The 22,438-nt window shown below is 54.0% G+C and carries 17 protein-coding genes and 1 pseudogene; 14 read left to right on the top strand and 4 right to left on the bottom strand.

Annotated features, from left to right (window positions below):
* From IM300_RS03015 to IM300_RS03030, 4 genes and pseudogenes are all read left to right on the top strand, one after another.
* Window positions 1-94, top strand: a pseudogene (locus tag IM300_RS03015) (dimethyl sulfoxide reductase subunit B); the annotation flags it as partial.
* Between the two features lies 1 nt (window position 95).
* Window positions 96-959 carry a dimethyl sulfoxide reductase anchor subunit family protein gene (locus IM300_RS03020; protein ID WP_193035263.1) on the top strand — a complete coding sequence of 288 codons (864 nt, stop codon included), beginning with the start codon at window positions 96-98 and terminating at the stop codon, window positions 957-959.
* A gap of 275 nt (window positions 960-1,234) precedes the next feature.
* The gene (locus IM300_RS03025) at window positions 1,235-2,383 is read left to right on the top strand and encodes an MFS transporter (RefSeq protein WP_063449171.1); all 1,149 of its coding nucleotides are present in this window, start codon (window positions 1,235-1,237) and stop codon (window positions 2,381-2,383) included.
* A gap of 123 nt (window positions 2,384-2,506) precedes the next feature.
* Window positions 2,507-3,028, top strand: coding sequence for an anti-virulence regulator CigR family protein (locus IM300_RS03030; protein WP_107535049.1), 522 nt, complete (start codon window positions 2,507-2,509; stop codon window positions 3,026-3,028).
* A gap of 36 nt (window positions 3,029-3,064) precedes the next feature.
* Here IM300_RS03030 and pflA read toward each other — a convergent pair whose 3' ends face one another.
* The 4 genes from pflA to ycaO all read right to left on the bottom strand — a co-directional run bounded on the left by pflA (window position 3,065) and on the right by ycaO (window position 9,368).
* The gene (pflA, locus tag IM300_RS03035; RefSeq protein ID WP_003858250.1) at window positions 3,065-3,805 is read right to left on the bottom strand and encodes a pyruvate formate lyase 1-activating protein; all 741 of its coding nucleotides are present in this window, start codon (window positions 3,803-3,805) and stop codon (window positions 3,065-3,067) included.
* A gap of 204 nt (window positions 3,806-4,009) precedes the next feature.
* The gene (pflB, locus tag IM300_RS03040) at window positions 4,010-6,292 is read right to left on the bottom strand and encodes a formate C-acetyltransferase (RefSeq protein ID WP_015570975.1); all 2,283 of its coding nucleotides are present in this window, start codon (window positions 6,290-6,292) and stop codon (window positions 4,010-4,012) included.
* A gap of 51 nt (window positions 6,293-6,343) precedes the next feature.
* Window positions 6,344-7,201, bottom strand: coding sequence for a formate transporter FocA (focA, locus tag IM300_RS03045; RefSeq protein ID WP_017384832.1), 858 nt, complete (start codon window positions 7,199-7,201; stop codon window positions 6,344-6,346).
* 406 nt (window positions 7,202-7,607) lie between these two features.
* Window positions 7,608-9,368: a 30S ribosomal protein S12 methylthiotransferase accessory factor YcaO gene (gene ycaO, locus IM300_RS03050; RefSeq protein ID WP_131638105.1), complete on the bottom strand. Its 1,761-nt coding sequence runs from the start codon at window positions 9,366-9,368 to the stop codon at window positions 7,608-7,610.
* A gap of 127 nt (window positions 9,369-9,495) precedes the next feature.
* Between ycaO and IM300_RS03055 the strand changes: the two genes are divergently transcribed.
* The 10 genes from IM300_RS03055 (at window position 9,496) to IM300_RS03100 (ending at window position 22,412) form a co-directional block, all read left to right on the top strand.
* Window positions 9,496-10,188, top strand: coding sequence for a DUF421 domain-containing protein (locus IM300_RS03055; protein ID WP_193035265.1), 693 nt, complete (start codon window positions 9,496-9,498; stop codon window positions 10,186-10,188).
* A gap of 162 nt (window positions 10,189-10,350) precedes the next feature.
* Window positions 10,351-11,439: a 3-phosphoserine/phosphohydroxythreonine transaminase gene (serC, locus tag IM300_RS03060; RefSeq protein ID WP_063449166.1), complete on the top strand. Its 1,089-nt coding sequence runs from the start codon at window positions 10,351-10,353 to the stop codon at window positions 11,437-11,439.
* A gap of 68 nt (window positions 11,440-11,507) precedes the next feature.
* Entirely contained in the window at window positions 11,508-12,791 is a 1,284-nt protein-coding gene (gene aroA / locus IM300_RS03065; protein ID WP_107535052.1) for a 3-phosphoshikimate 1-carboxyvinyltransferase, read from the top strand.
* Between the two features lie 185 nt (window positions 12,792-12,976).
* A complete protein-coding gene (gene cmk, locus IM300_RS03070) occupies window positions 12,977-13,660 on the top strand; it encodes a (d)CMP kinase (RefSeq protein WP_131638111.1) in 684 nt (227 codons plus the stop codon).
* A 111-nt stretch (window positions 13,661-13,771) separates the two neighbouring features.
* Complete coding sequence (gene rpsA, locus IM300_RS03075) at window positions 13,772-15,445, top strand: 30S ribosomal protein S1 (RefSeq protein ID WP_003858235.1); 1,674 nt, start codon at window positions 13,772-13,774, stop codon at window positions 15,443-15,445.
* A 170-nt stretch (window positions 15,446-15,615) separates the two neighbouring features.
* Window positions 15,616-15,903 carry an integration host factor subunit beta gene (gene ihfB / locus IM300_RS03080; RefSeq protein WP_003858233.1) on the top strand — a complete coding sequence of 96 codons (288 nt, stop codon included), beginning with the start codon at window positions 15,616-15,618 and terminating at the stop codon, window positions 15,901-15,903.
* 212 nt (window positions 15,904-16,115) lie between these two features.
* Complete coding sequence (locus IM300_RS03085) at window positions 16,116-18,380, top strand: ComEC family protein (RefSeq protein WP_193035267.1); 2,265 nt, start codon at window positions 16,116-16,118, stop codon at window positions 18,378-18,380.
* A 36-nt stretch (window positions 18,381-18,416) separates the two neighbouring features.
* Window positions 18,417-20,165 carry a lipid A ABC transporter ATP-binding protein/permease MsbA gene (msbA, locus tag IM300_RS03090; protein ID WP_063449163.1) on the top strand — a complete coding sequence of 583 codons (1,749 nt, stop codon included), beginning with the start codon at window positions 18,417-18,419 and terminating at the stop codon, window positions 20,163-20,165.
* Window positions 20,162-21,139 carry a tetraacyldisaccharide 4'-kinase gene (gene lpxK, locus IM300_RS03095; RefSeq protein WP_193035269.1) on the top strand — a complete coding sequence of 326 codons (978 nt, stop codon included), beginning with the start codon at window positions 20,162-20,164 and terminating at the stop codon, window positions 21,137-21,139. The genes msbA and lpxK overlap by 4 nt, the downstream gene beginning before the upstream one ends.
* Before the next feature lie 43 nt (window positions 21,140-21,182).
* Window positions 21,183-22,412 carry a winged helix-turn-helix domain-containing protein gene (locus tag IM300_RS03100; RefSeq protein ID WP_193035271.1) on the top strand — a complete coding sequence of 410 codons (1,230 nt, stop codon included), beginning with the start codon at window positions 21,183-21,185 and terminating at the stop codon, window positions 22,410-22,412.
* Window positions 22,413-22,438: the final 26 nt, after the last annotated feature.

Here is a 22,438-nt window from a genome sequence, read left to right on the forward strand (position 1 = left end):
CTTCACGAAGCCGAGTATTGTGATTAAACCTAACGCCAACAGCCGTCCGACGGGTGACACCACCGGCTACCTGGCAAACCCGAAGGAGGTGTGAGATGGGAAGTGGATGGCATGAATGGCCGCTGATGATCTTCACGGTCTTTGGGCAGTGCGTGGTGGGCGGGTTTATTGTCCTCGCGCTGGCGCTTATGAAAGGTAATCTCAGTGCCGAACGCCAGCAGCGTCTGGTGCTCAGTATGTTCGGTCTGTGGGTGCTGATGGGCATTGGCTTTATCGCCTCCACGCTGCACCTGGGTTCGCCGATGCGCGCGTTCAACTCCCTGAATCGCGTGGGCGCCTCTTCGCTGAGTAATGAGATTGCCAGCGGCGCAATCTTCTTTGCCGTAGGCGGGCTGGGGTGGCTACTGGCAGCGGTGAAAAAGCTGCCGTCAGGGTTACGCGCGTTGTGGCTTATCGTCACCATGATACTGGGCGTGGTATTCGTCTGGATGATGGTTCGGGTGTACAACACGATTGACACCGTTCCGACCTGGTACAGCGTCTGGACACCGATGAGCTTCTTCCTGACGATGTTCATTGGCGGCCCGCTGCTGGGCTATCTGCTGCTGCGCGTGGCCGGCGTTACGGGTTGGGCGATGCGCCTGCTGCCTGCGGTCTCGCTGCTGGCACTGGTCATCAGTACCGTTGTGGCGCTGATGCAGGGAGCGGAGCTGGCGACGATTCACAGCTCTATCCAACAGGCTTCGGCCCTGGTGCCGGATTACGGTTCGCTGATGGCCTGGCGCGTGGTGCTGCTGACGGCGGCGCTGGTCTGCTGGGTTGCCCCTCAGCTTAAAGGCTACCAGCCCGCGCTGCCGTTGCTGTCGCTGGCGTTTGTACTGGTGCTGGCCGGGGAACTGATTGGCCGCGGCGTATTTTACGGTCTGCATATGACGGTCGGTATGGCTATCGCCAGCTAGTTTTTATTTTTTGTTATATAAAGCCGGGACATAGCGCCCGGCTTTTCTTTTTTCATTCATGAAATTTTTCAACTGATGTTTCGCTTAAGAATTTCCCGGATATAAATAAAAACAAATAGATAATTAATATCTGTAGCAGGCTTTGCATTAGCAGGATGAGTTTTTTAAATCGACATGGCGCATATCGTGCGTGACGCCTGAATCGGTGGATTGACTTTGTTTTTGCCAGTGGCATGATGCGCACGAAATCTGAACTTCCTCACGGTTTTTAATCCATGACCACCTATACCCGCCCGGTGCTTTTGTTGCTCTGTGGCCTGCTTTTGCTGACCCTGGCGATCGCGGTGTTAAACACACTCGTTCCGCTCTGGCTGGCCCATGAAAACTTACCGACCTGGCAGGTGGGTATGGTTAGCTCGTCCTTTTTTACGGGAAATCTGCTGGGCACCTTATTAACGGGTAGCCTTATTAAACGTTTTGGTTTTAACCGTAGTTATTATCTGGCGTCGCTGATCTTTGCCGTCGGATGCGCCGGTTTAGGCCTGATGGTCGGCTTCTGGAGCTGGATGGTCTGGCGCTTTATTGCGGGCGTCGGCTGCGCAATGATCTGGGTGGTGGTGGAAAGTGCGCTGATGTGCAGCGGCACCTCGCGTAACCGCGGGCGTCTGCTGGCAGCTTACATGATGGTGTATTACGTCGGTACCGTTCTGGGACAACTGATGGTCAGCAAATTCCCAACCGACCTGATGAGCGTACTGCCGTGGGTAACGGGCATGGTGCTGGCTGCGGTCCTGCCGCTGCTCTTTACCCGAATCGTGAACCAGAGCAGTGAGCATCAGGAAGCTACGCACGTCTGGCCGATGCTCAGGCTTCGTCAGGCGCGTTTAGGCGTTAACGGCTGCATTATCTCCGGGATTGTGCTGGGTTCACTCTATGGCCTGATGCCGCTCTATCTCAACCATCAGGGCGTCAGCGATTCCGGGATCGGTTTCTGGATGGCGGTCATGGTCAGCGCTGGGATTGTAGGTCAATGGCCGATCGGTCGTCTGGCCGATCGTTTTGGTCGCCTGCTGGTGCTGCGCGTGCAGGTTTTTGTGGTGATCATGGGCTGCCTCGCCATGCTCAGTAACGCCGCGATGGCGCCTGCGCTGTTCATTCTGGGGGCTGCGGGCTTTACGCTCTATCCCGTCGCGATGGCCTGGGCCTGTGAGAAAGTAGAGCATCATCAGCTGGTGGCGATGAACCAGGCTTTATTGCTGAGCTACACCATCGGCAGCTTGCTGGGGCCGACTTTCACCTCCATGCTCATGCAAAACTACTCTGATAACCTGCTGTTTATCATGATTGCCAGCGTGTCGTTTATCTATCTGCTAATGTTGCTGCGCAAAGTCGGCGAGCATCCCACGCCGGTGGCACATGCCTGACGAATTAAAAGCCTGTCGATGACAGGCTTTTTTGTCCCTGTCACATATAAGACTTTTGCTTATTGTGCGTTTTTACTGCCTGGCGATAATTCAAATGCGTACTACCACTAAAAGGCAGCCATCATGTCTACTCGTCGTTTTACCACTACCGCACTTGCCGTAGTGTTGTCCTTAACGTTTGCAACGGCTCCGGTCATGGCTAATCCCGGGAACGGGAATGGCGGTGGCCACGGAAACGGTGGCGGACAAGGTAATAGCGGCAATCATGGTAACGGCAACGCCGGCAACCATGGTAATAAGCAAAATAAGGGTCAGGATAATCCAGGAAAATCGGATAAAAGCGTCAAAAACAGCAAAGATGTCGGTAACGACGTCGATGTGCGCGTGAGCTTCGATCGTGCCCGCCATCTGGCGCTGAATTATGGCTTAACGGGCTATGACTCTCTGCCTCCGGGCATTGCGAAAAATCTTGCGCGCGGTAAACCGCTGCCTCCGGGCATTGCAAAGAAAACCGTGCCGGCCTCAATGCTCGGCCAGCTTCCTTCCTATCCGGGGTATGAATGGCGCGTGGTGGGGGACGACCTCGTCTTAATTGCCCTGAGTACCGCGATTGTGACTGCCGTTATTAACGGCGTCTTTGAATAGAATATAAAAAGGCCCGGTTCTCACCGGGCCTTTTTCTTAATACATGACCTTGTGGCCGTATTGCTCAAGAATGCCTTTGACGCGTTCCATCGTCTCTTTTTTCGGCGGCTTCACGCCGTCAAGCTTGTACTCTTCGCCCATCGCCACCCATTTGTGTTTACCCAACTCGTGATAGGGCAGGAGTTCAATTTTCTCCACGTTGCCCATATCCCGGGTAAACTCGCCCAGACGATGCGCGGAATCATCATCATCTGACCAGCCCGGCACCACCACGTAGCGGATCCACGTTTTGACACCTTTGTTGGCAATGTATTTGGCAAATTCCAGCGTACGGTGGTTCGAGACGCCGACCAGGTTCTGGTGAATTTCATCGTTCATCTGTTTGAGATCGAGCATCACCAGATCGGTTACCTCAAGCAGTTCATCAATAACCGGATCGTAGCGGCGTACAAAGCCGTTGGTGTCGAGGCAGGTATGAATGCCTTCTTTGTGGCACGCGCGGAACCAGTCGCGCACAAATTCAGCCTGAAGAATGGCTTCACCGCCGGATGCCGTCACGCCACCGCCGGACGCGTTCATAAAGTGGCGATAGGTCACCACCTCTTTCATCAGATCCTCAACGGTGACTTCTTTGCCGCCGTGGGTATCCCAGGTGTCACGGTTGTGGCAGTACAGGCAGCGCATCAGGCAGCCCTGGAAAAAGGTGATGAAACGGATCCCCGGGCCATCGACGGTGCCACAGGATTCAAAGGAGTGAATGCGACCAATAATTGACATTGCGGTGATATCTCCAGCATCGGCCCGTCCGGGGCCTGAGTATGCACAGCTCAAAGCCGGCTGTGTTGAAGTCTGTTTTGGCTGTTATCCATAAAGTATAGATAGCGGACAAAAGAGACTGAGGAGAAGAGGGTGCTAAAAAGGCCCCACTGACGTGGAGCCTTTATTGTACGCTTTTTAACGCGTGATTTCAGTCAATTCCACTTACATGGACTGAGTGAAAGTACGGGTGATAACGTCCTGCTGCTGTTCTTTAGTCAGGGAGTTAAAACGTACTGCGTAACCTGATACACGAATGGTCAGCTGAGGATATTTCTCAGGGTGTTCCATCGCGTCGAGCAGCATTTCACGGTTCATCACGTTCACGTTCAGGTGCTGACCACCTTCGATGGACGCTTCGTGGTGGAAGTAACCATCCATCAGACCCGCAAGGTTAGTTTTACGTACTTCGTCATCTTTACCCAGCGCGTTTGGCACGATAGAGAAGGTGTAAGAGATACCATCTTTCGCGTAAGCAAACGGCAGTTTAGCAACGGAGGTCAGAGAGGCAACTGCACCTTTCTGGTCACGACCGTGCATTGGGTTAGCACCTGGGCCGAATGGCGCGCCAGCACGACGACCGTCTGGGGTGTTACCGGTTTTCTTACCATACACAACGTTAGAGGTGATGGTCAGAACAGACTGAGTCGGGATAGCGTTACGGTAGGTAGTGAGTTTCTGAATTTTCTTCATGAAACGTTCTACCAGGTCAACTGCCATGTCATCAACGCGAGCGTCGTTGTTACCAAACTGCGGGTATTCGCCTTCGATTTCGAAGTCGATAGCCAGACCGTCTTCGTCACGAATTGGTTTAACTTTCGCATATTTGATTGCAGACAGGGAGTCAGCCGCAACGGACAGGCCTGCGATACCACACGCCATGGTACGAACCACGTCACGGTCGTGCAGCGCCATCAGAGAGGCTTCGTAGCTGTACTTGTCGTGCATGTAGTGGATAACGTTCAGCGCGGTCACGTACTGCTTAGCCAGCCAGTCCATGAAGTGGTCCATGCGCTCCATGACTTCGTCATAGTTCAGCACGTCGCCTTTGATAGGTTCAGACTTAGGACCAACCTGCATTTTCAGTTTTTCATCAACGCCGCCGTTGATTGCGTACAGCATGGTTTTCGCCAGGTTTGCACGCGCACCGAAGAACTGCATTTGCTTACCAACAACCATTGGGCTTACGCAGCACGCGATAGCGTAGTCGTCGTTGTTGAAGTCCGGACGCATCAGGTCATCGTTCTCGTATTGCAGAGAAGAGGTGTCGATGGACACTTTAGCGGCGAATTTCTTGAAGTTCAGAGGCAGTTTTTCAGACCACAGAACGGTGATGTTCGGCTCCGGAGAAGGACCCATGGTGTACAGGGTGTTCAGGAAGCGGAAGCTGTTTTTGGTTACCAGAGTACGGCCATCTACGCCCATACCGCCGATAGATTCGGTTGCCCAGATTGGGTCACCAGAGAACAGCTCATCATATTCTGGAGTACGCAGGAAGCGAACCATACGCAGTTTCATGACCAGGTGGTCAATCATTTCCTGAGCGTCTTGCTCGGTGATTTTACCTGCTTTCAGGTCACGTTCGATGTACGCATCCAGGAAGGTGGATACGCGGCCGAAGGACATTGCTGCACCGTTCTGAGACTTAACAGCGGCCAGGTAGCCGAAGTAGGTCCACTGGATAGCTTCCTGAGCGTTGGTTGCAGGGCCAGAGATATCGCAGCCGTATTTCGCCGCCATCTCTTTGATCTGACCCAGCGCACGGTGCTGTTCAGCAATCTCTTCACGCAGACGGATAGTCGCTTCCAGGTTTACGCCGTTTTCCAGGTCAGACTGGAGAGAGACGAACTGTGCGTATTTGTCTTTCATCAGGAAGTCGATACCGTACAGCGCAACGCGACGGTAGTCACCGATGATACGGCCACGGCCATAGGCATCTGGCAGACCGGTCAGAACGCCAGATTTACGGCAGTTCAGAATGTCTTTGGTGTAAACATCGAATACGCCCTGGTTATGGGTTTTACGGTATTCGGTGAAGATTTTTTTCAGCATTGGGTCCAGCTCGCGGTTATACGCTTTGCAGGAACCTTCAACCATTTTAATGCCACCGAACGGGATGATTGCGCGTTTCAGTGGTGCTTCAGTCTGGAGACCAACGATTTTCTCAAGGGCTTTGTTGATGTAGCCAGCATCGTGAGAAGTGATGGTGGAAGCAACGGAGGTGTCAAAATCAACTGGCGCGTGAGTGCGGTTTTCCAGTTTAACGCCTTCCATTACGCTGTCCCACAGCTTGGTGGTTGCGTCAGTTGCACCAGCCAGGAAGGATTCGTCACCTTCATACGGGGTATAGTTTTTCTGAATAAAGTCACGGACGTTGACTTCATTCTGCCAGTCACCTTTCGTAAAACCTTCCCAGGCTGTGGCTAACTTTTCATTAAGCTCGGACATGTAACACCTACCTTCTTAAGTGGATTTTTTATTTACTGCCTGAGACAACCATTAATGATGATCGCCGCCACGCAGGTAAATGACCCAGTATGTCAACCCAACTAACAGACCCCCACCGATAATGTTCCCGATAGTGACGGGGATCAGGTTATCAGTAATGAAATTCATAATAGTCAGGTGTGAAAAACTTTCCGGGGTTGAACCAACAGCAGTCCAGAACTCCGGGCTTGCAAAGTTGCGGATAACAATCCCCATCGGGATCATGAACATATTCGCAATACTGTGCTCAAAGCCGCTGGCAACAAACATCGCAACCGGCAGAACCATAATCATGGCTTTATCCATCAGGCTACGACCAGAGTAGCTCATCCAGACCGCCAGGCAGACCATCAGGTTTGCAAGGATGCCGAGAGCAACAGCTTCGATAAATGTATGGTGCATTTTGTGGTCAGCGGTTTGCAGGACGTTAAGCCCCCAGCCGCCGTTGGCGGTCATGTACTCGCCAGAGAGCCACATCAACAGAACAAAGAGCAGACAGCCAATCAGGTTACCAACGTAGACGTTGAGCCAGTTGCGCCCCAGTTGACCCCAGGTAATTCTTCCGCTGGCTTTTGCCACAACAATCAACACCGTTGAGGTGAAGAGGTCGGCACCGCAGATGACGCAAAGAATCAGACCCAGTGAGAAGCAAATACCACCAATCAGTTTCGCTATGCCGAAAGGCATCCCGGCCGTGCCGGTGGTGGCTGTGATATAGAAGACGAAAGCGATGGAGATGAACACACCAGCCGTGATGGCCAGAAAGAACGTCGTCATCGGATGTTTCGTTGCTTTGTAGACACCCGCTTCTTCGGCAACTTTCGCCATCGCAGCGGGGAGTAATAGATCAAAAGGGTTGTCAGCTTTCACACTAACTCTCTCTTTATTAAGTCGGCGACGAGATACTAACAAAGCATTATAGAAGAGAAATTGATATAGATCATATCTCGCCTGGCTTATAGGCCCGCAGTGTGTATGGTTTTACAGCAAAAGCGGAGTAAGTATTTGATTATCCGTATAAAAATAAATTTTAAAAGTTATGAAAAGAGTTGAATTTTTTCCTTCAGCCTCCCTTAAAACAGTTAATTAAAATGGAGTATTTATTATAATTAGTAACAGTAAAGCACAGGTAAGTATTTTTATATTTACCCATGGTTAACTTAACTATTACATTTAAATGTCATTGCCTAAAAATAAAAAAAAAGGGGCAATGAAATTGCCCCGTAATATAGCTCAGGCGGTTGAATACGCCTACTGCCATTAATGTTATATGCGCTTATTTTGACCAGTAAGCGGCTTTTGCCTTCTGCAATTTTTCATACGCATTCAGCAGCGACTGATGCGCCGGGAAGGCTTTCAGATCGCTGTCAACCGCTTGCAGGCCATAGAACGGCTCTTCACCGCTCAGCGCCGCGCTGGCAGCTTCAACAGCATCTGCACCGTACATGCGGACAAAGGCGTTCAGATACTGCAATGGCTCGCGCTCGTCTTCCTGAGAAAGCAGGAGCAGCGTTTGCAGGCAACGGTAATAGTTAGTGCGCTCGGCGGAGAAGACGGACTGGTTAAACTCCATCGTCCACTCGGTCCAGGCCAGAGCCTGATCCAGATCGCCGCCCGCCAGTGCCAGCATCGCTTTCAGTTCGCCGATGCGCAGCGTGTACCAGCCGTTATCTTTTCCGGTTGCCAGACCCAGCAGCTCACGTACGCGGGTGAAATCATCGTGACCTTCGTCGTCCAGCTGGGCGATCAGGTTCAGATAGTCTTCCTTTTCCCACTCGCTGCCCGGCAGGGCCAGCAGGGTTTCACGCAGATGTGCGCCCATGCTGTTGTTCGCCAGCCACAGATCTTCTGCCGGATAAATGTCGGACATGCCCGGTACAATGATACGGCACGCGTAAACGCCAAGGTGTTCATAGTCGGCAATATAGACTTCCTGATCCTCCGCGTTGAAGATCGCCATCAGCGTGGCGAACTCTTCTTCCGTCGTACCGGCAAAGCTCCAGTCCACGAACGGATAGTCCGCGTCCTGCTTGAACATATCCCAGGAGATCAAACCGCTGGAGTCGATGAAGTGCGTTTCGAGGTTGGTGTGCTCGGCGACCTCTTCATCATCAAAGGTCGGCGGCGTAAACACGTCGAGGTCTTTCAGGCTACGACCTTGCAGCAGTTCGGTCACGGTACGCTCCAGCGCCACGCCGAAGTCAGGGTGCGCGCCGAAGGAGGCGAAGCAGGTGCCGTTGGCCGGGTTGAACAGCACTACGCAGATAACCGGATATTTCCCGCCCAGAGAACCGTCGTAGGCAAAGATTGGGAAACCTTCCGCTTCCAGTTTGGCGATGGATTCCACCACGCCCGGGTAGCGGGCCAGCACGTCAGCCGGGATCTCCGGCAGGCTGATGGATTCGGCAATAATGCGGTTTTTGATGTGACGCTCGAAAACTTCAGACAGCCCCTGCACGCGCGCTTCGTTGCGGGTGTTACCGGCGGACATGCCGTTAGACACGTACAGGTTGCCAACGATATTCATCGGAATATACACGGTCTGCTCATCAGACTGGCGGGTGAACGGCAGGGCGCAGATCCCACGTTCCTCATTGCCGGATTGCAGGTCGATCAGCATGCTGGCGGTCAGTTCGTTTTCCGGATCGTAGAACGCACGCAGACGCGCATCCAGAATACCTTCCGGCAGTTCATCGTCCTCGGTCAGCGGGAACCATTTTTCATTCGGGTAGTGAACGAACGGACCGTTGGCGATGGAGTCGCCCAGCCAGAAGTCGGCGAAGAAATAGTTGGTCGACAGACGTTCAAAATACTCACCCAGCGCAGAGGCCAGCGCCGCTTTTTTGGTTGCGCCTTTACCGTTGGTAAAGCACAGCGCACAGTCTTTGTCGCGAATATGCACGGACCAGACGTGAGGCACCGGATTCAGCCAGGAGGCTTCTTCGATATTAAAGCCCAGGTCGGTCAGTTTCTGCTGGAAGCGAGCGATGGAATCTTCCAGAGCGGCGTCTTTGCCGGGGATAAACGTTTGAGTCATGGCGTTCACTTTTATCGTACGTAAAGCGCGCAATGATACGGGTTTTGCGTGACGGGTGCTATCTCCGGCGAAAATAAATGGCTGGGCTATGCTTATAAGCAGTAACCTACTGTTAAGGCATAGAAAAATGAAAGCATTTGATCTCCAGCGGATGGCGTTTGATAAAGTTCCCCCCGAGTTTTTAGGTGAAGTGGCGCTGCGCAGCTTCTACACCTTTGTTCTCGTCTTCCTGTTTCTGAAAATCACCGGACGCCGCGGCGTCCGGCAGATGTCGTTGTTTGAGGTGCTGATCATCCTGACGCTGGGGTCGGCGGCGGGGGACGTTGCCTTTTATGACGATGTGCCTATGGTGCCGGTCTTTATCGTCTTCGTGACGCTCGCGCTGCTCTACCGGCTGGTCATGTGGCTGATGTCGAAAAGCGAAAAGCTGGAAGATCTGTTCGAAGGGAAGCCGGTGGTGATTGTCGAAGATGGTCAACTGGCCTGGGAGAACGTGCAACGCGCCAATATGACGGAGTTTGAGTTCTTTATGGAGCTTCGCATCAGCAGCGTTGAACAGCTGGGGCAGGTGCGTCTGGCGATTATGGAAACGAACGGTCAAATCAGCATTTATTACTATCCCGACGATGAGGTCAGGCCCGGGCTGTGCATCCTGCCGGATATGCTCATCGAGCGATACAAAACCGTACCTGAGGCGGGCGAGTATGCCTGCATAAAATGTAGCCACGTGGTGGGCATGCAGGCGGGCGATCATCAATTATGTCCTCGCTGTACGAATCCAGAATGGACGAAGGTTAGCCGGGCTAAGCGCATTACCTGACAGCGATTTTGTCGGTTTTGTGACAACGGTACGGCAGATTGTATTGTGTGACGAGGGACACATTTCTCCGGCCATAAGTTTTAGACATTGCGGCGCGTGTCACTGAATGATAAAACCGATATCCACAGTTATAACTTATGGCTTTTAGCGTGGTGAGGGGAAATGGCTCAAGTCTTTAATTTCAGTTCAGGTCCGGCAATGTTACCGGCAGACGTGCTTAAACAGGCTCAACAGGAACTTTGTGACTGGAACGGTCTGGGTACGTCGGTGATGGAAATCAGCCACCGGGGTAAAGCGTTTATTCAGGTGGCGGAAGAGGCAGAAAAGGATTTTCGCGATCTGCTGAACATTCCCTCGAACTACAAAGTATTGTTCTGTCACGGCGGTGGACGCGGCCAGTTTGCGGGTATCCCGCTTAATCTGCTGGGCGACAAAACCACCGCTGATTACGTCGATGCCGGTTACTGGGCAGCCAGTGCGGTAAAAGAAGCGCACAAATACTGCACGCCGAATGTCATCGATGCCAAGGTCACCGTCGACGGCCTGCGCGCCGTGAAGCCGATGAGCGAGTGGCAGCTGTCTGACAACGCCGCGTATCTCCACTACTGCCCGAACGAAACCATCGACGGCATCGCCATTCACGAAGAGCCAGACTTTGGCGACAATGTCATTGTGACGGCGGACCTCTCTTCAACCATTCTGTCCACCCCGCTGGACGTCAGCCGCTACGGCGTCATTTACGCAGGTGCTCAGAAAAACATCGGTCCTGCGGGGCTGACAATTGTCATCGTCCGTGAAGACCTGCTGGGGAAAGCCCATAAGTCCTGCCCGTCAATCCTGGATTACACCGTCCTGAATGACAACGACTCCATGTTCAACACCCCACCTACGTTTGCCTGGTATCTCTCCGGCCTGGTCTTCAAATGGCTGAAGCAAAACGGCGGCGTGGCGCAGATGGACAAGATCAATCAGCAGAAAGCCGAACTGCTGTACGGCACGATCGACAAGAGCGATTTCTACCGTAACGATGTGGCGAAAGCTAACCGTTCGCGCATGAACGTACCGTTCCAGCTGGCAGACAGCAGCCTGGACAGCGTATTCCTGGAAGAGTCGTTCGCGGCGGGTCTGCACGCGCTGAAAGGCCATCGCGTGGTTGGCGGGATGCGTGCCTCTATCTATAACGCCATGCCGCTGGAAGGCGTTAAAGCCCTGACCGATTTCATGATCGACTTCGAACGTCGTCACGGTTAACGGGCTGTTTTTCACCCCCGCAGCGTTGCTGCGGGGTTTTTATTATGTTGAGTTGAGAGTTGAGTTTCATGGAATCCCTGACGTTACAACCTATCGCGCGGGTAGATGGCACCATTAATCTGCCTGGTTCAAAAAGTGTCTCGAACCGCGCTCTGCTGCTGGCAGCTTTGGCACACGGTACCACCGTCCTCACCAACCTGCTGGACAGCGATGACGTGCGCCATATGCTCAATGCGCTGAAAGCGTTGGGAGTTCATTATACGCTGTCCGACGATCGTACCCGTTGTGAAGTCACCGGTAACGGCGGCGCGTTACGTTCTGCTGAAGCGCTGGAGCTTTTCCTGGGTAACGCCGGTACGGCAATGCGTCCTCTGGCCGCAGCGCTGTGTCTGGGGAACAACAATATTGTGCTGACCGGTGAGCCGCGAATGAAAGAGCGCCCGATCGGCCATCTGGTGGATGCCCTGCGTCAGGGCGGCGCGCAGATTGATTATCTTGAGCAGGAAAATTACCCGCCACTGCGTCTGCGCGGTGGATTTACCGGGGGTAACGTTGAGGTGGACGGTAGCGTCTCCAGTCAGTTCCTGACCGCGCTGCTGATGACCGCACCGCTGGCCCCACAGGATACCGTTATCAGCATTAAAGGCGACCTGGTCTCTAAGCCGTACATTGATATCACCCTGCACCTGATGAATACCTTCGGCGTTGAGGTGGAAAACCAGTCTTACCAGCGCTTCGTGGTGCGCGGTGGGCAGCAGTATCAGTCTCCGGGCCAGTATCTTGTCGAAGGCGACGCGTCATCGGCCTCTTACTTCCTGGCCGCGGGCGCGATCAAGGGCGGTACCGTCAAGGTGACCGGGATTGGCCGCAACAGCGTGCAGGGCGATATCCGTTTTGCCGACGTACTGGAAAAAATGGGCGCGGTGGTAACCTGGGGCGATGATTTCATCGCCTGTACCCACGGTGAGCTGAACGCTATCGATATGGACATGAACCACATTCCTGATGCGGCGATGACCATTGCCACCGCTGCGCTGTTTGCGAAAGGCACCACCACGCTGCGGAACATTTACAACTGGCGCGTAAAAGAGACGGACCGCCTGTTCGCAATGGCAACCGAGCTGCGTAAAGTGGGGGCGGAGGTCGAAGAGGGCGAAGACTACATTCGCGTTACCCCTCCGGCAAAATTGCAATTTGCAGAAATTGGCACCTACAACGATCACCGCATGGCGATGTGTTTCTCGCTGGTGGCGCTGTCGGATACGCCGGTCACTATTCTCGATCCGAAATGTACGGCAAAGACCTTCCCGGACTACTTCGAGCAGCTGGCGCGCATTAGCACCCTGGCCTGATGATCTTATGCCGCATCACCCGATGCGGCATTTCCTTACGCTTTCTGACAGTCATCCTCTTTCATTTCTTCTACACTCTGCTTCAATCATTTCGGAATTTGCACGCAAAGTTAACAGTTGCGCACGTTGGCGCGTATAATGCGCGGCGTTCATGTTAACGGTATGCCTTAATTAAGGAGAAAAAGATGACGGCAATTGCCCCGGTAATCACCATTGATGGGCCGAGTGGCGCAGGGAAAGGTACTCTGTGCAAAGCGATGGCGGAAGCATTGCAATGGCATCTTTTAGATTCGGGAGCAATCTATCGCGTGCTGGCGCTGGCTGCGCTGCATCATCATGTAGATGTTGCGTCCGAGGAAGCGCTGGTACCGCTGGCTGCGCATCTGGATGTGCGCTTTGTCTCTACTGATGGCAACCTTGAAGTGATCCTGGAAGGGGAAGATGTCAGCGCTGAAATCCGCACACAGGAAGTGGCCAATGCGGCTTCTCAGGTGGCGGCTTTCCCTCGCGTTCGCGAGGCGCTGTTACGTCGCCAGCGTGGTTTCCGTGAAGCGCCGGGGCTGATCGCCGACGGCCGCGACATGGGTACCGTGGTATTCCCTGATGCGCCAGTGAAAATTTTCCTTGACGCCTCTTCGGAAGAACGTGCTCAACGCCGTATGCTTCAGTTGCAGGAAAAGGGGTTTAGTGTTAACTTTGATCGCCTTTTATCCGAGATAAAAGAGCGCGATGACCGCGATCGTAACCGCGCCGTCGCACCGCTTGTTCCCGCAGAAGATGCATTAGTGCTGGATTCTACCAGTTTAACTATTGAGCAAGTGATTGAAAAAGCGCTACAATATGCGCGCCAAAAACTGGCCCTCGCGTAATCGCGACCGATTTAGCAGTACCCCCGCTGCAATGGATTGACGGCGGGTATGTGAAACAACCCCATCCGGCACGGAGCCAGGTGGACGTTAATATTAACCTGAAGATTAAACATGACTGAATCTTTTGCTCAACTGTTTGAAGAATCCTTAAAAGAAATCGAAACCCGTCCGGGTTCCATCGTTCGTGGTGTTGTTGTTGCTATCGACAAAGACGTAGTACTGGTTGACGCCGGTCTGAAATCTGAGTCTGCCATCCCGGCTGAGCAGTTCAAAAACGCCCAGGGCGAGCTGGAAATCCAGGTAGGTGACGAAGTTGACGTTGCTCTGGACGCAGTAGAAGACGGCTTCGGCGAAACCCTGCTGTCTCGTGAGAAAGCTAAACGTCACGAAGCATGGATCACGCTGGAGAAAGCTTACGAAGAAGCTGAAACTGTGGTCGGTGTTATCAACGGCAAAGTTAAAGGTGGCTTCACTGTTGAGCTGAATGGTATTCGTGCGTTCCTGCCAGGTTCACTGGTAGACGTTCGTCCAGTCCGTGACACCCTGCACCTCGAAGGCAAAGAGCTTGAGTTCAAAGTAATCAAGCTGGACCAGAAGCGTAACAACGTTGTTGTTTCCCGTCGTGCCGTTATCGAATCCGAAAACAGCGCAGAACGCGATCAGCTGCTGGAAAACCTGCAGGAAGGCATGGAAGTCAAAGGTATCGTTAAGAACCTCACTGACTACGGCGCATTCGTTGACCTGGGCGGCGTTGATGGCCTGCTGCACATCACCGACATGGCGTGGAAACGCGTTAAGCACCCAAGCGAAATCGTGAACGTGGGCGACGAAATCACTGTTAAAGTGCTGAAGTTCGACCGCGAGCGTACTCGTGTATCCCTCGGCCTGAAACAGCTGGGCGAAGATCCATGGGTAGCTATCGCTAAGCGTTACCCAGAAGGGACTAAACTGACTGGTCGCGTGACCAACCTGACTGACTACGGCTGCTTCGTTGAAATCGAAGAAGGCGTTGAAGGTCTGGTGCACGTTTCCGAAATGGACTGGACCAACAAAAACATCCACCCATCCAAAGTTGTTAACGTTGGTGATGTAGTGGAAGTGATGGTTCTGGATATCGACGAAGAACGTCGTCGTATCTCCCTGGGCCTGAAGCAGTGCAAAAACAACCCATGGCAGCAGTTCGCGGAAACCCACAACAAGGGCGACCGTGTTGAAGGTAAAATCAAGTCTATCACTGACTTCGGTATCTTCATCGGCCTGGACGGCGGCATCGATGGCCTGGTTCACCTGTCTGACATCTCCTGGAACGTTGCAGGCGAAGAAGCAGTTCGTGAATACAAAAAAGGCGACGAAATCGCAGCAGTTGTTCTGCAAGTTGACGCAGAGCGTGAGCGTATCTCCTTGGGCGTTAAACAGCTCGCAGAAGATCCGTTCAACAACTGGGTTGCACTGAACAAGAAAGGCGCAATCGTAAACGGTAAAGTGACTGCTGTTGACGCTAAAGGCGCAACCGTAGAACTGGCTGACGGCGTTGAAGGTTACCTGCGCGCTTCCGAAGCTTCACGTGACCGCGTTGAAGATGCAACTCTGGTTCTGAGCGTTGGCGACGACGTTGAAGCTAAGTTCACCGGTGTTGACCGTAAGAACCGTGCAATCAGCCTGTCTGTTCGTGCTAAAGACGAAGCTGATGAGAAAGATGCAATCGCAACTGTTAACAAACAGGAAGATGCAAACTTCTCTAACAACGCAATGGCTGAAGCTTTCAAAGCAGCTAAAGGCGAGTAAGTTCAGGTTCGCACCATCATTTGAGCTGTAACGCATTTACAGCGCGAAGGATGGAGAGCAGACTTGACAGATTGCAGGATTCGTCCTGTAATCAATAACAAAGGGCGGCTACGGCCGCCCTTGTTTAATGAGCTGTTCAGCTAATTGGTTTGAAAGGAACCGGAGGAATCATGACCAAGTCAGAATTGATTGAAAGACTTGCCAGTCAGCAACCGCATATCCCTGCTAAGGCTGTGGAAGATGCCGTTAAAGAGATGCTGGAGCATATGGCTACCACTCTTGCCCAGGGCGAGCGCATTGAAATCCGCGGTTTCGGTAGTTTTTCTCTGCACTATCGTGCACCACGTACCGGGCGTAACCCGAAGACTGGCGATAAAGTGGAGCTGGAAGGAAAGTATGTTCCGCACTTTAAGCCGGGTAAAGAGCTGCGCGATCGCGCCAATATTTACGGCAACTGAGTTTAATCATCAGGATTAAACTGAGTTTAAAGAAAGCACCTTAGGGTGCTTTTTTTGTCTCTCGCCTCTGCGTTTCTGAATACGCGCCGCATTCTCAGCTTGTCTTTTCTGCAAGTACTTAAAAACGTTGCAGCGCTCGCTGTAAATCACGCCTTTTCTGTCTGACGACGCGCCAGCCCCGCCGCATAATCACCTGAAACATGGAGGTGAAAATGGGGATCCACGTCATCAGTATCTGCGCCATTCTGGCCATAATCCCGCTCTATTGGTTACCCGTTTTGCCCGATTTGCAGACTGTCTGGATGCTGATTGCAGCAGGAATTGCGTTATCGCTGCGGCAAAAAAAGTGGCTTACGTTTTCAGGCCTCGCAGTGCTCTTTTTGTGCTGGGGATTTCTGGCCGCTCAGGAGAGCGTGTGGCCGATGAACCATTTAACGAAAGGCCCGCAGCAGGCCGAGGTAGTCATTACCGCAACGGACGGCGCAACGATGCATCAGGGAAAGATTGTCAGCCTCAATGGCGAACGCGTATGGGCTAACATGGGCGTGGCGCTGTATGGCAACTACCTGCCGCAAAACGTCTGCGTGGGCCAACGCTGGGCGATGACCCTGCGGCTCAGGGCAGTACACGGAGAGCTCAACGATGGCGGCTATGATTCGCAGAAAAATGCCTTCGCCCGACACCAGACGCTGAGCGGACGGTTTACCCATGCGGCGATCGTTGACGAACGCTGTAGCCTGCGTTCGCAATACCTGACGTCGCTACAGAATACGCTTTCCGCATATCAGTGGGGGCCCCTGATCCTGGGGCTGGGGATGGGAGAGCGCCTGTCTGTCTCGCGGGAGATAAAAGACCTGATGCGTGAGACCGGAACGATGCATCTCATGGCCATTTCGGGACTGCATATTGCGCTGGCAGCTTCTGCTGTCTGGCTACTGGCTCGGGGCATCCAGTTTTTCCTGCCGGGCCGCTGGATTATCTGGCAAATGCCCCTGCTGGCAGGTCTGCTCTTTGCTGCGTTTTACGCGTGGCTTACGGGATTGCAGCCGCCTGCGCTGCGCACGGTTATCGCGCTTGTGGTGCTGGCCGCATTAAAGATGAGCGGTCGCCAGTGGTCGCCCTGGCAGGTCTGGCTTACCTGCGTGGCGGCGATCCTTATTTTCGATCCTCTGGCGGTGCTGTCACAAAGCCTGGCGTTATCCGCGTTTGCGGTCGCCGCGCTTATTTTTTGGTATCAGTGGTTGCCTCTTCCATCCTGGCAACGGAGTCGGGGCCTGCGGCCGCTGGCGACGCTAGTGTATTTGCAGGTCGGAATGCTGCTGCTTTTGTTGCCGCTTCAGGTCCTCATTTTCCATGGTTTCAGTGTATCCTCGCTGGTGGCGAACCTGTTTGCCGTTCCTCTGGTCACCTTTATTTCAGTTCCTCTTATCCTGCTCGGCATGTTTCTGCATCTGTTTCCGGTCGCTGCGCTGGAAAGTATCGTCTGGCTGACTGCGGATAAATCTCTGGCAGGGCTTTTCTGGCTGTTGATGCGTTTACCGAATGGCTGGCAGGACGTTGACGAGCGCTGGCAATACCTGACGTTACTGCCGTGGCTGCTGATTATTGGCTGGCGATTCAGGGCCTTCAGCGCAGTTCCCGCCGTCTGTCTGGCAGGCAGCGTGGTGCTGGCATTTCCACTCTGGCACAGGGATAAAACCGATAGCTGGTCACTGCATATGCTTGATGTAGGGCAGGGGCTGGCGATGGTCATTGAGCGTCACGGTAAGGCCATTCTGTATGACACCGGGCTGGCGTGGCCCGGTGGGGACAGCGCGCAACAGCTGATTATCCCCTGGCTACGCTGGCATCATCTGAGCCCGGAAGGGGTGATCCTGAGCCATGAACACCTCGATCACGCGGGGGGACTGGCATCGCTAAAAACCGCCTGGCCCGCAATGTGGATCAGGAGCCCTTTGGCCTGGGCCGGGCATCTTCCCTGCTTTCGTGGGCAGCGATGGCAGTGGCAGGGGCTAACGTTCACCGCGCACTGGCCGCCAGAAAACACCGCTGCGAAGGGTAACAACCGCTCCTGCGTGGTAAAAATTGATGACGGCGAACAGAGTGTTTTACTGACCGGAGATATCGAAGCGCAGGCAGAGCTGGGAATGCTGAGCCACCGCTGGCGTCAACTTGCGTCTACACTGATTCAGGTGCCGCATCATGGAAGTAACACGTCATCCTCAACGCCGCTGCTACAGCGCGTAGAGGGGCAGGTTTCGCTGGCCTCAATGGCCCGCTATAACGCATGGCGTTTCCCTTCCAAAAAAGTGGTTCGGCTCTATCGAACTGAGGGATATCAGTGGCTTGATACCCCTCAGTCAGGGCAGATATCTGTGACGTTTTCGCACCATAGTCGGCACATTCGCCGCTTACGTGAACACTATTTACCGCGTTGGTATCATCAGTGGTTTGGCGCGCCCGTAGATAACGGGTAGAATATGCGGCTATTTCAACAAATGCTGGTTTTTTGAATGCATAACGACAAAGATCTCTCCACGTGGCAAACGTTCCGCCGGCTCTGGCCGATGATTGCTCCTTTCAAAGCAGGCTTGATCGTGGCGGGCGTAGCGTTAATCCTCAACGCAGCCAGCGATACGTTTATGTTATCGCTCCTCAAACCGTTACTGGATGACGGTTTTGGTAAAACGGATCGTTCAGTGCTGCTATGGATGCCGCTGGTGGTTATTGGGCTGATGATCTTACGCGGAATCTCCAGCTATGTATCCAGCTACTGCATCTCCTGGGTATCCGGTAAAGTGGTGATGACCATGCGCCGCCGGCTGTTCAGCCATATGATGGGGATGCCCGTCTCTTTCTTTGACAAACAGTCAACCGGTACGCTGCTGTCACGTATTACCTACGATTCAGAGCAGGTGGCATCATCGTCGTCCAGCGCACTGATTACCGTTGTGCGTGAGGGGGCATCCATCATCGGTCTGTTTGCGATGATGTTCTATTACAGCTGGCAGCTGTCGCTCATCCTTATTGTGCTGGCGCCGATTGTCTCCATCGCTATCCGCGTGGTGTCCAAGCGTTTTCGCAACATCAGTAAAAATATGCAGAATACGATGGGGCAGGTTACTACCAGCGCCGAGCAGATGCTGAAAGGCCATAAAGAAGTGTTGATTTTCGGCGGTCAGGGAGTCGAAACCAAACGCTTTGATAAGGTCAGCAACAGAATGCGTCTGCAAGGGATGAAAATGGTATCGGCCTCGTCGATTTCCGATCCGATCATTCAGCTGATTGCCTCTCTGGCACTGGCCTTTGTCCTGTATGCCGCAAGCTTCCCGAGCGTCATGGAGACCCTGACTGCGGGTACCATTACCGTGGTGTTCTCATCCATGATTGCGCTGATGCGTCCGCTGAAATCGCTGACCAACGTCAACGCCCAGTTCCAGCGCGGGATGGCAGCCTGCCAGACGCTGTTCAGCATCCTCGATTCCGAACAGGAAAAAGATGAAGGTACACGCGTGATCGAACGTGCTAAAGGCGACCTGGAGTTCCGTAACGTCACCTTTACCTATCCAGGCCGCGAAGTGCCGGCACTGCGTGATATCAGCCTGTCCATTCCGGCGGGTAAAACCGTTGCGCTGGTGGGGCGTTCCGGTTCGGGCAAGTCGACCATTGCCAGCCTGATTACCCGTTTCTACGACATCGACCAGGGCGAGATCCTGCTGGATGGTCACGACCTGCGGGAATATACCCTACAGTCGCTGCGTAACCAGGTCGCGCTGGTATCGCAGAACGTGCACCTGTTCAACGATACGGTAGCAAACAACATTGCGTATGCCCGTACCGAAGAGTACAGCCGTGAAGAGATTGAAAACGCGGCGCGCATGGCCTATGCAATGGACTTCATTAACAAAATGGATAATGGTCTGGATACGATCATTGGCGAAAACGGCGTGCTGCTCTCCGGTGGTCAGCGTCAACGTATCGCTATTGCCCGTGCGCTGCTGCGCAACAGCCCGATTCTGATCCTGGATGAAGCGACATCCGCACTGGATACGGAATCTGAACGCGCTATCCAGTCGGCTCTGGATGAATTGCAGAAAAACCGTACTTCGCTGGTTATCGCGCACCGTCTGTCGACAATCGAACAGGCTGACGAAATCGTGGTGGTGGAAGACGGCGTTATCGTTGAACGCGGCAGCCATGCGGACCTGCTGGAACAGCGTGGTGTTTACGCGCAGCTCCATAAAATGCAGTTCGGTCAATGATTGCACGCATCTGGTCGGGTGAATCCCCCCTGTGGGTGCTGCTTCTCCCGCTCTCCTGGCTGTATGGCCTGGTGAGCGGTGCTATTCGTCTGCTTTACCGCCTCGGGATCAAGCGCGCCTGGCGCGCACCGGTACCGGTGGTGGTGGTCGGTAACCTGACAGCAGGTGGGAACGGCAAAACCCCGGTGGTGATCTGGCTGGTGGAACAGCTCCAGAAGCGCGGTATCCGCGCGGGAGTCGTTTCACGCGGTTATGGTGGCAAAGCGGCTCAGTATCCTCTGGTGCTGAAGCCGGACACGACAACCGCTGAAGCCGGTGATGAGCCGGTACTGATTTACCAGCGCACGGGTGCGCCGGTTGCGGTATCGCCGGTGCGTAGTGGTGCCGTGAAGGCACTGCTTGCGCAGCATAGCGTACAAATCATTATTACCGATGATGGCTTGCAGCATTATGCGCTGGCGCGTGACAAAGAGATCGTGGTTATTGACGGCGTGCGGCGTTTTGGCAACGGCTGGTGGCTGCCAGCCGGTCCAATGCGTGAGCGTGCGTCGCGCCTGAAGACCGTTGATGCTGTGATTGTAAACGGCGGTGAAGCCAAAGCGGGCGAGATCCCGATGCATCTTCGTCCCGGACAGGCAGTGAATATGCTGACCGGCGAGCGTAAAGACGTCGCGCAGCTGGATCGTCTGGTTGCGATGGCCGGGATTGGTCATCCTCCGCGTTTTTTCGCGACGCTGGAGCAGTGTGGCGCAAGGCTTGAAAAACGGGTGCCGCTGGCCGATCACCAGGCGCTGGTGGCCGACGAGGTCGACAGGCTGGCAGCACCGGGGCAGACGCTAATCATGACGGAAAAAGACGCGGTAAAATGCCGGGCCTTTGCGAAAGGAAACTGGTGGTATCTGCCGGTTGACGCTGAACTCAGCGGTGAACAGCCGGAACATTTGCTCAGGGAACTGCTCGCGTTAGTGCAGTAACTTCAACGCGGTTCCGGTGGCGCTTTGACTGACAGGAAAACGCATGTCTCTACCGCAACTCTCACTTGCAGCCGCACGTAACCTGCATCTTGCCGCCCAGGGGTTGTTGAAAAAGCCCCGCCGTCGCGCGCAGCCAGCCGATATCCTCTCTACCGTGCAACGCATGTCGTTGCTGCAAATCGACACCATTAACATCGTGGCGCGTAGCCCGTATCTCGTCCTGTTTAGCCGCCTGGGAAACTATCCACCACAATGGCTGGATGATGCGCTGCGTCAGGGCGAACTGATGGAATACTGGGCGCATGAAGCCTGTTTTCTCCCGCGCAGCGATTTTGCGCTGGTGCGTCACCGAATGCTCGCCCCGGACAAAATGGGCTGGAAATACCGTCAGGCGTGGATGGTGGAACACGCGGCTGAAATAGAGCAGCTGATTGCCCATATTCATGAAAACGGCCCGGTACGCTCCGCGGATTTTGAGCACCCGCGAAAAGGCGCAAGCGGATGGTGGGAGTGGAAACCGCACAAGCGCCATCTGGAAGGGCTGTTTACGTCGGGCAAAGTGATGGTGGTTGAGCGCCGCAACTTTCAGCGCGTCTATGACCTTACGCAACGCGTTATGCCGCACTGGGACGATACGCGCGATCTGCTCTCTCAGGACGCAGCCGAAGCGGTTATGCTCGAGAACAGCGCCCGCAGCCTGGGCATATTTCGACCACAGTGGCTGGCGGACTATTATCGCCTGCGTCAGCCGCAGCTAAAACCGCTGCTGGAAACGTGGCAGCGCGAACAGCGCGTTTTGCCGGTCTCGGTAGCGTCGCTAGGTGATATGTGGCTGCATGCGGATTTGTTCCCGCTGCTGCCTCAGGCGCTTGAGGGAAAGCTACAGGCAACGCACAGCGCCGTGCTGTCGCCGTTCGATCCGGTTGTCTGGGACAGAAAGCGGGCCGGGCAGCTGTTTAATTTTAATTACCGTCTGGAATGCTACACCCCGGCACCAAAGCGTCAGTACGGTTATTTTGTTTTGCCGCTGCTGCATAAAGGCCAGCTGGTCGGGCGCATGGACGCTAAAATGCACCGTAAAACCGGCATGCTTGAAATTATCGCCCTCTGGCTTGAAGAGGGCATAAAGGTGACGGCTGGCCTGGAAAAGGGATTAACGACCGCGCTCAGTGACTTTGCGCGCTGGCAGGGGGCGCACAACATTGTACTGGGCCGCGTGCCAGCGGGGCTGTTTACGGCCTGTCGAGGTGGCTGGGAAACAGACACTCCCTGAAAAGGGAATGTGATAAGCTTTAGGGA

The sequence above is a fragment of the Enterobacter cloacae complex sp. I2 genome (assembly GCF_014896205.1).
Lineage (GTDB): Bacteria > Pseudomonadota > Gammaproteobacteria > Enterobacterales > Enterobacteriaceae > Enterobacter > Enterobacter quasihormaechei.